The 15,268-nt window shown below is 70.1% G+C and carries 14 protein-coding genes; 7 read left to right on the forward strand and 7 right to left on the reverse strand.

The window, feature by feature from the left end; genetic code table 11:
- Window positions 1–103 precede the first annotated feature (103 nt).
- From waaF to MARPU_RS15335, 4 genes are all read left to right on the forward strand, one after another.
- Window positions 104–1,165 carry a lipopolysaccharide heptosyltransferase II gene (gene waaF, locus MARPU_RS15320; protein ID WP_005222905.1) on the forward strand — a complete coding sequence of 354 codons (1,062 nt, stop codon included), beginning with the start codon at window positions 104–106 and terminating at the stop codon, window positions 1,163–1,165.
- Window positions 1,166–1,184: 19 nt separating this feature from the next.
- Window positions 1,185–2,312: a glycosyltransferase gene (locus tag MARPU_RS15325; RefSeq protein ID WP_025275395.1), complete on the forward strand. Its 1,128-nt coding sequence runs from the start codon at window positions 1,185–1,187 to the stop codon at window positions 2,310–2,312.
- A 429-nt stretch (window positions 2,313–2,741) separates the two neighbouring features.
- Complete coding sequence (locus MARPU_RS15330; RefSeq protein ID WP_005222908.1) at window positions 2,742–3,818, forward strand: glycosyltransferase; 1,077 nt, start codon at window positions 2,742–2,744, stop codon at window positions 3,816–3,818.
- Between the two features lie 189 nt (window positions 3,819–4,007).
- A complete protein-coding gene (locus MARPU_RS15335; protein ID WP_005222910.1) occupies window positions 4,008–4,874 on the forward strand; it encodes an HDOD domain-containing protein in 867 nt (288 codons plus the stop codon).
- Between the two features lie 7 nt (window positions 4,875–4,881).
- On the opposite strand, the gene hemW is transcribed toward MARPU_RS15335, so the two are convergent.
- From hemW to rpmE, 7 genes are all read right to left on the reverse strand, one after another.
- Window positions 4,882–6,069: a radical SAM family heme chaperone HemW gene (gene hemW, locus MARPU_RS15340; protein WP_005222912.1), complete on the reverse strand. Its 1,188-nt coding sequence runs from the start codon at window positions 6,067–6,069 to the stop codon at window positions 4,882–4,884.
- Complete coding sequence (locus MARPU_RS15345; protein WP_005222914.1) at window positions 6,066–7,145, reverse strand: TRAP transporter substrate-binding protein; 1,080 nt, start codon at window positions 7,143–7,145, stop codon at window positions 6,066–6,068. The genes hemW and MARPU_RS15345 overlap by 4 nt, the downstream gene beginning before the upstream one ends.
- Before the next feature lie 65 nt (window positions 7,146–7,210).
- The gene (locus MARPU_RS15350) at window positions 7,211–8,419 is read right to left on the reverse strand and encodes a 30S ribosomal protein S1 (RefSeq protein ID WP_005222916.1); all 1,209 of its coding nucleotides are present in this window, start codon (window positions 8,417–8,419) and stop codon (window positions 7,211–7,213) included.
- 105 nt (window positions 8,420–8,524) lie between these two features.
- The gene (locus MARPU_RS15355) at window positions 8,525–9,820 is read right to left on the reverse strand and encodes a citrate synthase (protein ID WP_005222919.1); all 1,296 of its coding nucleotides are present in this window, start codon (window positions 9,818–9,820) and stop codon (window positions 8,525–8,527) included.
- Between the two features lie 173 nt (window positions 9,821–9,993).
- On the reverse strand, window positions 9,994–10,929 hold the full coding sequence (mdh, locus tag MARPU_RS15360) for a malate dehydrogenase (RefSeq protein WP_005222920.1): 936 nt from the start codon (window positions 10,927–10,929) through the stop codon (window positions 9,994–9,996).
- Window positions 10,930–11,024: 95 nt separating this feature from the next.
- Window positions 11,025–12,299 (reverse strand): malic enzyme-like NAD(P)-binding protein, encoded by a 1,275-nt coding sequence (locus MARPU_RS15365; protein ID WP_005222922.1) that lies wholly within the window; start codon window positions 12,297–12,299, stop codon window positions 11,025–11,027.
- 309 nt (window positions 12,300–12,608) lie between these two features.
- The gene (gene rpmE, locus MARPU_RS15370) at window positions 12,609–12,812 is read right to left on the reverse strand and encodes a 50S ribosomal protein L31 (protein WP_005222923.1); all 204 of its coding nucleotides are present in this window, start codon (window positions 12,810–12,812) and stop codon (window positions 12,609–12,611) included.
- Window positions 12,813–13,004: 192 nt separating this feature from the next.
- Here rpmE and MARPU_RS15375 point away from each other — a divergent pair, with 192 nt between their 5' ends.
- Genes MARPU_RS15375 through MARPU_RS15385 form a run of 3 tightly spaced genes read left to right on the forward strand, consistent with a single transcriptional unit; the run spans window position 13,005 to window position 15,246 of the window.
- Window positions 13,005–14,096: a PilN domain-containing protein gene (locus MARPU_RS15375; protein ID WP_198015482.1), complete on the forward strand. Its 1,092-nt coding sequence runs from the start codon at window positions 13,005–13,007 to the stop codon at window positions 14,094–14,096.
- The gene (gspM, locus tag MARPU_RS15380) at window positions 14,093–14,701 is read left to right on the forward strand and encodes a type II secretion system protein GspM (protein ID WP_005222927.1); all 609 of its coding nucleotides are present in this window, start codon (window positions 14,093–14,095) and stop codon (window positions 14,699–14,701) included. The genes MARPU_RS15375 and gspM overlap by 4 nt, the downstream gene beginning before the upstream one ends.
- The gene (locus MARPU_RS15385) at window positions 14,698–15,246 is read left to right on the forward strand and encodes a type II secretion system protein N (protein WP_005222929.1); all 549 of its coding nucleotides are present in this window, start codon (window positions 14,698–14,700) and stop codon (window positions 15,244–15,246) included. The genes gspM and MARPU_RS15385 overlap by 4 nt, the downstream gene beginning before the upstream one ends.
- Window positions 15,247–15,268 lie beyond the last annotated feature (22 nt).

Here is a 15,268-nt window from a genome sequence, read left to right on the forward strand (position 1 = left end):
AGCCGCGCGGCGCCCGGCGATTTCTGGGATCATAACGGCCATCAGCAACCCCGCCGGTCGCCCCGGCCGGACACCATCGTTGCGCCGAACCCGATCAACCGACATGTCTCCAAGCCCCGATCCCAACGCCCCGCGCATCCTGCTGGTGCGCCTCTCGGCCATCGGCGACGTGGTCTTCGCCTCGCCGCTGGTCGCGGCGCTGCGCCGCAGCCATCCACGCGCCCACATCGCCTGGCTGGTCCAACCTGAGTGCGCGCCGCTGCTCGCCCAGCACCCCGACCTCGACGAGGTGATCCCCTGCCCGCTCAACCGCTGGCGCAGACTGGTGCGCGAGCGTCGCCTGGGCACGCTCGCGCGCGAGCTGCGCGCGATGCGCGCCGCGTTGCGCGCGCGCCGCTTCGATCGCGCCATCGACCTCCAGGGGCTGCTCAAGAGCGGCATGCTGACCTGGTTCAGCGGCGCGCCCGAGCGCATCGGTCTGGGCTCGCGCGAGGGCAGCCAGTGGCTGATGACCCGCACCGTGGCGCGCGACGGCCCCTACAAGCGCATCGGCTCCGAATACCTGCACCTGGCCCGGACCCTCGATCTCGCCGTCGAGCCCTTCGCGATGGCGGTGCACCACGGTGAGGCCGAGCGCGCGCGCGTCGCCGAGCTGGTCGCGCCGGCCGGGGCCGGGGCGCGGCTGGTCGCGCTCAGCCCCTTCACCACCCGACCACAGAAGCACTGGATCGAGTCGCGCTGGGCGGACCTCGCCGAACGGCTGCACCAGGCGCTGGGGCTCACCCCGGTACTGCTCGGCGGCCCCGGCGACCGCGAGGCCGCGGCACGGATCGTCGCACGCTGCAAGACACCGCTGCTCGATCTCGCCGGCGCCACCAGCCTCACCGAGGCCGCCGCACTGATCGACCGCGCGGCGCTCGCGGTGGCGGTCGACACCGGGCTCGGCCACATCGGCATCGCCATGAACACCCCGAGCCTGCTGCTGTTCGGCTCGACCTGTCCCTATCTCGACACCACCCGCGACAACGCCCGGGTGCTCTATCACCCGCGCCCCTGCTCGCCGTGCAAACGCCACCCGAGCTGTGACGGACGCTTCGACTGCATGCGCGAGATCACCGTCGAGGCGGTGGTCGAGGCCGCCCGCGAGCTGCTCGCCGATGACTGAGCCGAACCCTGAGCGGACATTGCGCATCCTCCACGTCGAGGGCGGGCGTCATCTCTACGGCGGCGCCTTCCAGGTGCTGCACCTGCTGCGCGGGCTGCACGCGCGCGGTCATCACAACCTGCTCGCCTGTCCGCGCGGCTGCGACCTGGCCCGGGCCGCGGCCCCGGTGGCCGAGGTCCACGACATGCCGATGCACGGCGACGCCGACCTGCTGATGGCCGCGCGGCTGGCGCGGCTGATCGCCCGCGTCCGGCCCGACCTGGTGCACCTGCACAGCCGCATCGGCGCCGACGTCATGGGCGGCATCGCCGCGCGGCTGCGCGGGGCGCCGGTGATCCACACCCGTCGCGTCGACAACCCCGAGCCACGCTGGCTGGTGGCGCTCAAGTACCGGCTGCACGACCGCGTGGTGGCCATCTCCGAGGGCATCGCCCGGGTGCTGCGCGATGAGGGGCTGGCGGCCGACAGACTGCGCGTGGTGCGCAGCGCGATCGACCCCACGCCCTACGCCGGACCCTGCGCGCGGGCGCTGATCACCGCGCGGCTCGGGTTGCCCGCCGACGCGCTGATGGTCGGGGTGATCGCCCAGCTGATCCGACGCAAGGGCCACGCGATCCTGCTCGAGACCCTGCCCGCGCTGATCGCGCGCCACCCCCGGCTGCACCTTTGTTGCTTCGGTCAGGGACCGGAGGCGGCGGCGCTGGCCGAGCGTATCGACGCGCTGGGGCTGCAGGGCCGGGTCCATCTGTGCGGCTTCCGCGACGACCTCGCCGAGATCCTCCCCTGTCTCGACCTGGTGGTGCACCCGGCGCTGATGGAGGGGTTGGGGGTCTCGCTGCTGCAGGCGGCCAGCGCCGGGGTACCGATCGTCGCCAGCCGTGCCGGCGGCATCCCCGAGGCGGTGCGCGACGGCGAGAACGGGGTGCTGGTCGAGCCGGGCGACGCCGAGACGCTGGCCACGGCGATCAGCGCCCTGCTCGCCGACCCGGGGCGCCGCCGCGCGCTCGGTGCCGGCGGTCAGGCGCTGATGCGCCGCGACTTCTCCATCGACGGCATGGTCGAGGGCAACCTCGCCGTCTACCGCGAACTGCTCGCCGAGCGCGCGGGAGATCACAACCGCAAAGACGCGAAGAACACAAAGGAATGAGCGTCTTTGTGCACTTCGCGCCGGTATCAGACGTGCCTGAAAAGCCCGGCGACCGTGAAGATGGCAACCGCAAAGGCGCGAAGTGCGCAAAGGGATGAGCGGCTTCGTGGACTTGGCGCCTGGATCAAGCGTCACGGCAAGGCTCAGGGGCAGGCGCGAGGGCCGACAGCGACCGGCCCCCAGCCTCCAGTCGCCAGTCCCGCAAACCATGACGGCTGCGAGAAGACGACGAGCACGCGGCGGGATCGCCGCTGGGCTCGGCGTCTTTACCGAACAACCATCGACCCGCAAAGACCGCGATCAGGCATGAAGGCGTGCTGAACACCGAGCAAAGGCGCACTTTCGATCCCTTCGCGTCCTTTGTGGCTTTGCGGTTCAATCCTTCCCTTGCGCTCGCGGTCCGAGCCGATTCGACCCCAGGAATTCCGCATGTCCGACCCCAGTAGTCTGCAGATCGTCGCCAGCAAGGCGCTCGGTGGCGCCGAGCGTTGGTTCATCCGCTTCGCCGAGGCGCTCGCCGAGCGCGGTGCGCCGGCCGAGCTGGCGATCCGCCGCGACAGCGCGCTCGACGGCCACCCGCTCGGCGCCCTGGCCTGTCACCGCCTGCCCTTCCTCACCACCTGGGACCCCTATTCGCGCCATGCCGTCTCGCGGCTGATCGCGCAGCGCCGCCCCGAGATCGTGCAGACCTACATGGGGCGCGCCACCCGACTGACGCGACTCTCGCCGCGCGGCGGCCCCATCCATCTCGCCCGACTCGGCGGCTACTACAAGCTCTCGCCCTATCGCCACGCCCACGGCTGGATCGGCAACACCCGCGGGCTGTGCGACTGGATGGTGCGCCAGGAGCTGCCCGCCGACCGCGTCCATCACATCTACAACTTCGCCGACCCGGCGGTGCCGGTCGCAGCCGACACGGTCGCGGCGCTGCGCGCGCGCCACGCCATCCCCGACGACGCCTGGGTGCTGGTCACGCTCGGGCGCTTCGTCCCGGTCAAGGGGCAGGCCCATCTGCTCGCGGCGCTCGCGGCGCTGCCCGAGCACATCGCCGGACGACCGCTGCGTCTGGTGATGGTCGGCGACGGCCCGCTGGCCGAGCCGCTGCACGCCCAGGCGCGCCAGCTCGGTCAGGCGCAACGCATCGTCTGGGCCGGCTGGCAGCGCGATCCCCGACCCTATCTGCAACTGGCCGATCTGGTGGTCTTCCCCTCGCTCGAGGCCGAGACCCTGGGCAATGTCATCCTCGAGGCCTGGAGCTGGGAGCGCCCGCTGGTCACCGCCGAGTTCCGCGGCGCGCGCGAGCTGACCCGTCACGGCGAGGACGCCTGGTGCGTGCCCTGCGCCGACGCCGCGGCGCTCGCCACCGGCATCCGCGAGACCCTCGGCGACGCGACCCTGCGCGCGGCGCTGGTGGCGCGCGGGCGCGAGCGGGTCGAGCGCGAGTTCGGGCGTGCGGTGATCATGGACCAGTATCTCGCGCTCTATCGCCGTCTCGCCGGCGGCTGACATCGAGCGCCGGATCCCTACCACAGCCCCGACGCATCCAGTATGTTTGGGCCGAGGGTTCCACCACGCGCCCGGTGCGGGCAGCGCCGCTCGAGCCGGAGTGCGCGCGAGCTGGGGCCTGAGCAGCGCAGGCGTGCCCGACACCGTGTCGAGCGCGCGCATCCGTCACCGCAGCCGGAGCCGAGTCACATGCATCCCGATACCCTGGTCCGCGATATCGACACCCTGTTCTCCCTGCCCGAGGTCGCGCTGCGGCTCAATCAGTTGATCGACCAGCCCGAGACCACCCCCGCCGATCTCGCCGAGGTGATGCGCTGCGACCCTGCACTCTCGGCGCGGCTGCTGCGACTGGTCAACAGCGCCGAGCGCAGTCAGGTACAGGCGGTGGAGACGGTCGGTCAGGCGATCGGGCTGATCGGCTATCGCGCACTGCGCGATCTGGTGTTCGCCACCTGCGCGGTGGAGATGTTCAAGGGGCTGCCGCCGGAGCGGGTGAGCATGGAGCGCTTCTGGCTCCATGCCATCGCCTGCGCGATCGCTGCGCGCCAGCTCGCGCTGCGCGGCGGCAGGCACGACGGCGAGCGGCTGTTCATCATCGGGCTGCTGCACGGGCTGGGCCAGCTGGTGTTCTTCGCGCGCGCTCCCGAGCGCTATCTGCGGGTACTCGAGCAGATCGATGCCAAGGGCGCGACGCTCGCCGAGGCCGAACGCGCCGAGTTCGGCTTCGATGCCGACGCGGTGAGCGCGGCGCTGCTCGCCCACTGGCACTTCCCCGAGTCGATCCGCGAACCGATCGCCTGCCGCCTCCAGCCGGAGCGCGCGAGCACCGCAGAGCGGACGCGCGACGCCGCCATCCTGCGCGCGGCCGAGCGTATTGCCTGCGAGCTGCGCGAGTGTCTGCTCGAGGGGCGCGAGCCCGACGCCGAGCTGTTGCACGCTCAGGCGCGCGCGCTCGGGCTGGCCGATTCGGCGCTCGACGGCCTGCTCGAGACGATGAACCTGGAGGTGGTGGAGCTGTTCGAGACCCTGCTGCCGGGCTCGACCCTGCTGCCCTGAGCGCCGCTCAGTCGTCCCCGACGACGAACAGCCCGACCAGATCGTCGAGAAAGTCGCGCCCGCGTGCGCTCGGCACCACCCGGGCGGGATCGGGTTCGATCAGGCCCAGCGCGCGCGCGCGTTCGAGCGGGGCGGCCAGGCGCGTCGCCGGCAGCCCGGTGGCGCGGACGAAATCCGTCGGCACGAAGCCCTCGACCAGCCGCAGCGCGTTGAGCGCGAACTCCACCACCTGGTCATCGGCATCGAGCACCCGCCGCTCCTCGACCAGCGCCTCGGGCACGGCCCCCAGATAGGCCTCGGGGTCGGCCAGGCGCGCCTCGCGCCACACCCGCTCGACCCGTCCGTCGCGCCAGCGCGAGAGCTTGGCGTGGGCACCGGCGCCGATGCCGAGATAGTCGCCGAAGCGCCAGTAGTTGAGGTTGTGACGACAGCGCCGCCCCGCGCGTGCGTAGGCCGAGACCTCGTAGCGCACCAGCCCGGCGGCGGCGAGCAGCGCCTGACCGGACTCGGCGATATCGGCCACCAGATCGGGATCGGGCAGCGGCGGCGGATCGTCGTGGAAGGCGCTACCGGGTTCGAGACTGAGCTGGTAGTAGGAGAGGTGCTCGGGCTCGAGCGCGAGCGCCGCCTCGAGATCGTCACGCGCGAGCGCCGGGGTCTGCCCGGGGAGGCCGAACATCAGATCGAGGTTGAGGTCGTCGAAGCCCGCTGCGCGCGCCATCGCCACCGCCGCACGCGCCTCCTCCGGGGAGTGGATGCGCCCGAGCGCGACGAGCCGCTCGGCCTCCAGGCTCTGCACCCCGATCGAGAGCCGGTTGACCCCGGCCTCGCGATAGGCGGCGAAGCGCCGCGCCTCGGCGGTGCCGGGGTTGGCCTCGAGGCTGACCTCGGCATCGGGGGCGAGCGTCAGGCGCGCCCGCACCCCGTCGAGCAGGCGCGCCAGCACGGGACCGGGGAGCAGGCTGGGGGTGCCGCCACCGATGAAGATCGAGGCCAGCGGACGACGCGCCTCGGGGGCGGCGAGCACGCAGTCGAGGTCGGCGAGCAGACGCTCGACATAGGCGCCGAGCGCGGCCCCGGCGACGGGATGGGAGTTGAAGTCGCAGTAGGGACACTTGCGCACGCACCAGGGCAGGTGGATATAGAGCCCGAGGGGCGGCGCGCCGCCCCCGGCCCCGGCGGCACGCCCGGTCACACCTGGTCGCGCGCGCGCAGGTAGGTCTGCTCGGAGATCGCGCTCCACTCGCGGGCCTGGGCGAGGAACTTGCGATAGGAGCTGTAGACCTTGGCGGAGAAGGCATCGCGCTCGGCGATCTCGGCGACCACCTCGTCGGCCAGCCCACGGAGCCTGGCGATGACGTCATCGGGCAGGCGACGCAGCTCGACGCCGTGCTCGTCGACCAGGGTCGAGAGCGCCACCGGGTTGCGCGCGGTGTACTCGGCGAGCATGTCCTGGTTGATCACCTTGCAGGCGTTCATCACGATCGCCTGCAGATCCTTGGGCAGGGATTCCAGGGCCTCGCGGTTGACCATCGCCTCCATGATGGTGCCCGGCTCGTGCCAGCCGGGGTAGTAGTAGTAACGCGCGGCCTTGTAGAGTCCGAAGGCGAGATCGTTGTAGGGACCGACCCACTCGGTGGCGTCGATGGTGCCGTTCTGCAGCGCGGTGAACAGCTCGCCGCCGGGGAGGTTGACCGGGGTGCCGCCGGCGCGCGCCAGCACCTCGCCGCCGAGACCGGGGATGCGCATCTTCAGCCCCTTGAGGTCGTCGACCGAGTTGATCTCCTTGTTGAACCAGCCGGCCATCTGCACCCCGGAGTTGCCCGCCGGGGCTGGCACCAGACCGAACTGGCCGTAGAGTTCCTGCCACAGCTCGAGTCCGCCGCCATAGTAGATCCAGGCGTTCATCTCCTGGGCGGTCATGCCGAAGGGGACGGTGGAGAAGAACTGCGCGGCCTCGCTCTTGCCCTTCCAGTAGTAGGCCGAGCCGTGACCCATCTCGGCGGTGCCGCGCGAGACGGCGTCGAACACCTCGAAGGCGGGGACCAGCTCGCCGGCGCCGTAGACGCGCACCGCGATGCGCCCGCCGCTCATCTCGCCGATCAGCTCGGCGAGCTTGTTGGCGCCGGTGCCCAGTCCGGGGAAGTTCTTCGGCCAGGTGGTGACCATCTTCCAGCGATACTCGGCCTTGGCGTGCGCCGCCCCGGTGGCGGCTGCGCCGAGCGCCAGCGAACCGACGCCTACCCCCTTGATGAAGTCACGACGTTGCATGGGTCCCTCTCTTCTCGTTGGTGTTGTGCGTGGCGACGGGCGCCGGACGGCGCCCGCTGCGGACCTCAGTCCTTCTGCAACTGCGCCTTGAGCAGCTCACCGAAGCTGCCGATGGCCTTCTCCTCGCCCTGCCCCTTGCGGGCCTTGGGCGCATAGGCGCTGGCGTCGACCACCGCCTCGGCGGCGCGCTCAGCGTCGAGCGAGAGCTTGATGCGCTTGCGCTCGCGATCGATCGCGATCACCGTCGCCTCAACCTCGTCGCCGACCTTAACCACCTCGCTCGGGTCGTTGATCCGGCGCCCGGCGCCGAGTTCGCTGATGTGGATCAAGCCGTCGACCCCGGGGGCGATGGCGACGAAGGCGCCGAAGGGCTGCAGCCGCGAGATCTTGCCGCTGACCCGGCTGCCGGCCGGATGACGCTCGGCGACCTCCAACCAGGGATCGCGCGCGAGCGCACGGATCGACAGCGCGATGCGCTCGCGCCGCTTCCCGGTGGCCGGCTCGATGCGCAGCACCGAGACCTCGACCACCTGGCCCTGGGTGAGCACCTCGTTGGGGTGCTTGATGTGGCCGTAGGCCAACTCGCTGACATGAATCATGCCCTCGATGCCACCGAGATCAACGAAGGCGCCGTAGTCCTTGAGCGAGGTGACAGTACCGCTGAGCACCGCGCCCTCGACGAGCTTGGCGCGGGTCTCCTCGGCCTGGATACGCTGCGCCTCCTCAAGCACCGCGCGGCGCGACAACACCAGGTTGGGCCGACGCCCGCCCTCGAGCTTGGTGACGCGGAAGTCGAGGCGCTGGCCGACGAACTCGGAGAGGTCCTCGACGAAGCGGACATCGACCTGGGAGGCGGGGCAGAAGCCGCGCAGCCCAGCGATCTGGACCTCCAGCCCGCCCTTGACCGCGCCGCTGACCTGACCCTGCACCGGCTGCCCCGCCTGATAGGCGCGCTCGACCTCCTCGAGTCCGTGGGAACGCTGGCCGTGCTGGGTGCCGAGCAGCAGCATGCCGCTCTCGGGATCCTTGCCGCTGACCTTACTCTCGATGCGGTCCCCGATCGCGAGCTTGAGTTGGCCCTCGGCGTCGCGGTGGGCGGCCAGCTCGATACGCCCCTCGGACTTGGCGCCGAGGTCGACGAGGCCGTACTCGCCGTCGATCGCGATCAGGGTGCCGCTCACCGGCTCGCCCACCTTGGGCTCGCCCTTGACGGACTGCGGATTGGCCTGATCGAACTGTTGGAGGAGATCTGCGAAACGCTCGGAGTCGGACATGATGTGCTTGTTGCCGCTAGGCTCGGGTTGATGGATCGGAGGCTATTGTAGGGCGGAATGGACACGCGCCCCAGCCCCGGCGGCGGGACGGGGCGCGATGGGCGCTCAGCGCTGCGAGATCGGCAGGTAGTCGCGCTGGTCCGGGCCGCAGTAGATCTGACGCGGTCGACCGATGCGGTTGCCGGGATCGGACATCATCTCCATCCAGTGCGACACCCAGCCGACGGTACGCGCCACCGCGAACATCACCGTGAACATGTTGCGCGGGATGCCGAGGGCGCGATAGATGATGCCGGAGTAGAAGTCGACGTTGGGATAGAGCTTGCGCTCGACGAAGTAGTCGTCGTTGAGGGCGATCTCCTCGAGTTCCATTGCCAGCTCGAACAGCGGATTGTTGACGTCGGCGACCTCTTCAAGCACCTGGTGACAGACCTCGCGGATGATCTTGGCGCGCGGGTCGTAGTTCTTGTAGACACGGTGGCCGAAGCCCATCAGGCGGAAGGGATCGTCCTTGTCCTTGGCCTTCTCCATGAAGCGCCGGACCTCCTTGACGTCACCGATCTCGAGCAGCATGTCGAGCACCGCCTCGTTGGCGCCACCGTGGGCCGGCCCCCACAGCGAGGCGATACCGGCGGCGACGCAGGCGAAGGGGTTGGCCCCGGAGCTGCCGGCCAGGCGCACGGTCGAGGTGCTGGCGTTCTGCTCGTGGTCGGCGTGGAGGATGAACAACAGGTTGAGCGCCTTCTCGGCGATCAACTCGGGCTCGTAGTCGTCGCACGGGGTGGCGAACATCATCCGCAGGAAGTTGGCGCAGTAGCGCAGGTCGTTGCGCGGATACATGATCGGCTCGCCGATGCTGTGCTTGTAGGCGGCGGCGGCGATGGTCGGCACCTTGGCGATCAACCGATGCGCAGAGATCTCGCGATGGCGCTCGTCGTGCACGCTCAGCGAGTCGTGGTAGAAGGCCGAGAGCGAGCCCACCACGCCGACCAGGATGGCCATCGGGTGGGCGTCGTGATGAAACCCCTGGAAGAAGTCCTTGAGGTTCTCGTTGAGCATGGTGTGGCGGGTGATCACACCCTCGAAGTCGTCGAGTTCCGGTTCCTTGGGCAGCTCGCCGTAGAGCAGCAGATAGGCGACCTCGAGAAAACTCGCCTTGGTGGCGAGCTGCTCGATCGGATAGCCGCGATAACGCAGGATGCCCTGCTCGCCGTCGATGTAGGTGATGGCGCTGTTGCAGGAGGCCGTGGACATGAAGCCGGGATCATAGGTGAAGATCCCGGCCTCCTTGTAGAGCGAGGAGATGTCGGCCGCGGCCGGACCCACGGTGCCACGACGCAACGGGAACTCGAACTGCTCCCCGGTCGCGTTGTTGTTGATGGTGACGGTATCGTTCGCCATAGGCTCGCTCCTGAGCGGTCCCGGGACGCCTGGTCGCGGGGCCGGTGGATGGTTGGGTGGATTCGCGTGTCGCCCGAGGGGGCCGCCCGCGCTCGGGCCGGCCCCGGCAGTCCGACTGGACGTCCGCGAATGGTCGGTTCGAAAAGCAGGGCCGCGTGCGCGGCCCGGGGTCTTCAGCTGATCTCGCGCAATCGCTCGATATCGGCGCGCACCGAGGCCGCCGAGCGGTCGAAGTCGGCGCGCTCGATCGGTTCGAGGTCGAGTTCGACGACCTGCTCCACGCCCTGCCAGCCGAGCACGCAGGGCACGCCCATGGCGATCTCGCGCTCACCGTACTCGCCATCGAGGATGGCGACACAGGGCAGCAACCGACGCCGATTGCGCACGATGGCGTCGATCATCGTCGCCACCGCCGCGCCGGGGGCGTCGTAGGCGCTGGAGTTCTTGCGCAACGCGAGGATCTCCGCGCCACCCTTGCGGGTACGCTCCATGATCGCCGCGATGCGTTCCTCGGGAAGGAAGTGACTGAGGGGAATGCCGTTGATGGTGCAGAAGCGCGACACCGGCACCATGGTGTCACCATGGCCGCCGAGCACCATGGTGGTGATATCGCGCACCGAGAAGCCGGTCTCCTGGGCGATGAACCCGGCCATTCGCGAGGCGTCGAGCACTCCGGCCTGACCGAAGATCCGCCGCCGGTCCCAGCCAGTGCGCTGGGCGACGCGATAGGTGAGGGTGTCGACCGGATTGGAAACGACCAGGACCATCGCATCCGGGGCGTGGGTCATGATCTCGTCGGTGACCGCGTCGATCACCCGCACGTTGGCCTCGAGCACGTCCGAGCGCGACATCCCCGGCTTGCGCGCCTGGCCGGCGGTGATCACCACCAGGTCGGAGCCGGCGAGGATGCTCGGGTCGTCGCTACCGACCACCCGACTGTCGAACTTGAAGAAGGGCGAGGTCTGAACGATGTCGAGCGCCACACCCTCGCTCATGCCCTCGTTCACGTCGAGCAGCGCCACCTCCCGACACAGCTCCTGTTCGGCCAGGATCTGCGCGGTCGTCTCGCCGACGCGGCCGGCCCCACCAACGATGCTGATCTTGTTCACGTCGCTTGTCTCCCGTCGGTGAGCGGCGCGCCTCCTCTCGGGGCTGGCACGCCGCTCAGTGGATGGATGGGACGGAGATCGCGCCCGCTGCGGGTTCAGCCGGGATAGTGCGCCGGATACGGGGCACGCGCGACACCGCTCTCGATGGCGGCGCGCGCCACGGCGGCCGACACCCGCTCGCGCAGACGCGGATCAAAGGGTTTGGGGATGATGTAGTCCGGACCGAACTCCAGCGACTCCAGCCCCTCGTAGGCGGCGAGCACCTCGGCCGGCACCGGCTCGCGGGTGATGGCGCGCAGCGCCTCGACCGCAGCGATCTGCATGTTCTCGTTGATCCGCGAGGCACGCACGTCGAGCGCGCCACGGAAGATGAAGGGGAAGCCGAGGACGTTGTTGATCTGGTTCGGGTAGTCCGAGCGACCGGTGGCCATGATCAGGTCGTCGCGCACCTCGCGGGCGAGCGCCGGACGCACCTCCGGCACCGGGTTGGAGAGCGCGAAGACCACCGGACGCGGCGCCATCGAGGCGAGCATGTCGGCGGTGACCAGATCCGGCCCCGAGACGCCGATGAAGGCATCGGCCCCGTCCATGGCGTCGGCCAGGGTGCGGCGCTCGGTATCGGCGGCGATGCCGAACTTGTAGGGGTTGAGGTCCTGGCGCCCGACGTGGATCACGCCCTGGCGATCGATGGCGAAGATGTTGTCGCGGTGGGCGCCGAGGGCGAGCAGCAGACGGATTGCTGCGATCCCCGCGGCACCGGCGCCGAGCACCACGATGCGCGCCTCGGCAAGCGACTTGCCCTGGAGTTCGAGGGCGTTGAGCAGACCGGCGGCGATGATGATCGCGGTGCCGTGCTGGTCGTCGTGGAACACCGGGATGTCGAGCTGCTCGATCAGCGCCTGCTCGATCTCGAAGCAGTGCGGCGCGGCGATATCCTCGAGGTTGATGCCGCCGAAGGTCGGGGCGATGCGCACCACGGTCTCGATGAAGGCCTGGGGGTGACGGGCCTCGACCTCGATGTCGAAGCAGTCGATGTCGGCGAAGCGCTTGAACAGCACCGACTTACCCTCCATCACCGGCTTGCTCGCCTGTGCGCCGACCTTGCCCAGGCCGAGCACCGCGCTGCCGTCGGTGATCACCGCCACCAGGTTGCCCTTGTTGGTGTAGCGGTAGGCGTTCTCGGGATCGTCGTGGATGTGGCGCACCGGCTCGGCCACGCCCGGGGTGTAGGCGAGCGAGAGTTCATGCTGGGTGCTGGCCGACTTGGTGACCTCGATACCGATCTTGCCGGGGCGCGGTTCGGCATGATAGGCGAGCGCCTGCTTGTTCAGGTCCGCGTCATGATGGGCGAAGCTCTCGGGATCGGTCACTGCTGGTCTCCAACAAACAACATTGATCAGGGCGCCACTGGGGCGATCGTAGCGAACAATCATGTTCGCGCCCGGCCCGCGAGTCAAACAGCATGGACTCCAACGCAGGGCGTTCTGTTCACGCGCACGACATCGCGCCGGCACCCACGCGGGAACCGTGCTGAAATCGCGAGGGGAGATCGGGGCGGCACGCACGATGGCGCACACGGACTCAGGCGCGCAGAACACCTGGGCGTGAGGAGCGGGGAACTCCGCGCCAACACGAGAGGTGCGGCGCGGCGGAGCGGGGACGACGCGTGCGGCGCGAGATCAGCGCGCGTAACGACGACGGAACTTGTCGACGCGACCGCCGGTGTCGATCACCTTCTGCTTACCGGTGTAGAACGGATGGCAGGCGGAGCAGACTTCGACCTGCATGACATCGTTCCCCAGGGTGGAGCGGGTGGCAAATTCGTTCCCGCAGCTGCAGACCACCTTGACTTCGGCGTATTCCGGGTGGATTCCTTCTTTCATGGCTGACCCTTCTGGCCCGGCTCGGGCTGTGGAAAATTCAGTAAACGCGCGAGGATACCACGCACACCTACCCCACGCAATTGTCAAGACCGGGGCATCGACCAGCGGTCGCACATGCTGGCCGCCGCCCACGCAATCGATCTACACTTGCTCCGCCGCGACCGCCAGACCGACCAGGATCGTCCCCTCCTCATGGCCCAGACCGACACCCGCGAGCCCCGCCACCACACAGCGGCACACTGGCTCGACGCACTCGATGCGCGGCTCCAACCCGCTCGTGTCCGGGTCGCCCGCTGCCTGCCGGAACGACTGCGCCAGACGCTCGTCGATCGCAACCGCAGGCTGCTGGTCGAACCCGACGAGACCCAGGCCCGGCTGACGCAGCTGCGCGGCGAGACCCGCGAACCGGTCGGCACCCTCGCGCTGGACACCGAGGAGCGACTCCCCGAGGCGCTCACCGATCACCGCCGTCGCACCACGCTGCGCCTGCCCGAGACGACGATACTGCGCCGTGAACTCTCGCTCCCCGCCCAGGTCAGACCGCGCCTGAGCGAGGTGCTCCATCATGAACTCGATCGTCTCTCGCCCTTCCCCGCCGACCAGCTCTTCTACGATGCGCGGCTGCTGCCGACAGCCAAGCGCGCCGCACGCATCCGCGTCGAACTCGCGCTCTGTCCACGCGCGCCGCTCGAGGACTGGCTCGCACGGCTGGCGCGGGCCGGGGCCACGGTCGAGCGCATCGACTGGGCCGGCGCCTGGCGCGGTGCCAACCTGCTCCCGCCGCGCCGCCGCCCTCGTCGTCGACCACCGCGACTCGGGATCGACGGCTGGCTCGTACTGCTCGCGCTGGCGCTGCTGATCGCAGCGCTGGCGTCCCCGCTGTGGCAGCGTCATGCCCATCTCGCGCGACTCGAACAGGCGCTCGGGGCGGCGCGCGCCCAGGCGCTCGAGACCGACCGGGTGCGTCAGGCGCTCGAGCAGGCCCGTCAGGGCAGTCTCGTCGCGCTCGAACAGCGCCGTCTCCAGCCCCGCGCGCTCGAACTGCTCGGCGCGCTCAGCACCCGTCTCGCCGACGACACCTGGGTGCAGAGCCTGGAGTTCGACGGTCGCCAGGTCGAGTTGACCGGTGAGTCGGCAAGCGCCACGGCGCTGATCGCCCTGCTCGAAGGCGCTCCCGGGATCTCCTCGGTGCGATTCCGCTCGCCGGTGGTGCAGATCGACCGCAACGGCAAGGAGCGCTTCAACCTCGTCTTCCAGCTGGAGACGGCGGAGCCTAGGCCATGACCCGGGCGCGCACCGACTGTCTGCTCGTCTGGGGACTCGCCGGCTCGTTGCTGGTCGGCCTGCTCGCGCTGACGCTGCTGCCCTGGTGGCTCACACTCGACGCGCTCGATGCGCGTATCGCCAGCGCCGAGGACCGGCTCGGGCGCTATCAGCGTATCGCCGCCGGCCTGCCGATGCTGCGCGACGAACTCGAGCGGGTCCGTACCGACCCCGCGCTCGCCGGGCTCTATGTCCAGGCCGCCACCGAGACGATCGCCGGGGCCGAGCTGCAGCGCCAGCTCCAGCAGATCATCGCCGCCGCTCGCGGCCGACTGATCAGCGTCCAGCTGCTGCCGACCACCAGCGCGGATGCCGAGGCACCCACCCGCCTCCATGTCCGCGCCCAGGTCCAGGGCACCACCGCGACCCTGTTCGAGATCCTCTACCGCATCGAACAGGCCCGCCCCCTGCTCTTCGTCGAGCGGCTCTCAGCGCGCTCGGCGGCACAGCCGGAGCAGCGGCTGCGCGCCAGTCGCGCCGCCACCCCGTCATTGGCCACCGCACCCGAGGGGGCGCTGATGCTGCGGCTCGACGTATTCGGCTTCGTGCGCGGGGAGGAGCCATGAGCCGCGCCCCCGCGCTCATCGCCAGCCTCCTGCTCGGCGGGGTCCTGGTCTGGCAGTGGCACGACTGGCGCGCGCCGCTGCCCACCCCGGCCCCTCGGGCGACGGCGACCGAACACGCCGACGAGCCGCTCGCCGCAAGGCTCGCGCCGCCGCCCCGGACACACTATGCCGAGGTACTCGAACGGCCGCTGTTTCGTCCCGACCGTCGCCCTCCCCCACCCCCGGCCCCCGTCCAGGCGAGCGCCGAACAGCACCGGGCGGTGATCGCGCTCGAGCGCCTCACCCTCACCACGGTCCTGATCACCCCCCGTCAGCGCGCCGCCTGGGTGCGCATCGCCGACGACGGCGGCGACAGCCAGCGCGTCGAGGTCGGCGATCGACTGGGCGACTGGACGGTCTCGGCGATCCACCCCGACCACCTCCTGCTCGAGCGACAGGGCCGAGCCGATCGGCTACCATTGCGCGACTTCACCCGGCCTGGCGCGGCACCAGCGACGGCGCCCGGCGGACCCGGCCCGCGACCGTCACCGTCGTCACGGCCCTGAGCCAGGCAGCCAGATCGAGACC

Source organism: Marichromatium purpuratum 984, assembly GCF_000224005.2.
Taxonomy (GTDB): domain Bacteria; phylum Pseudomonadota; class Gammaproteobacteria; order Chromatiales; family Chromatiaceae; genus Marichromatium; species Marichromatium purpuratum.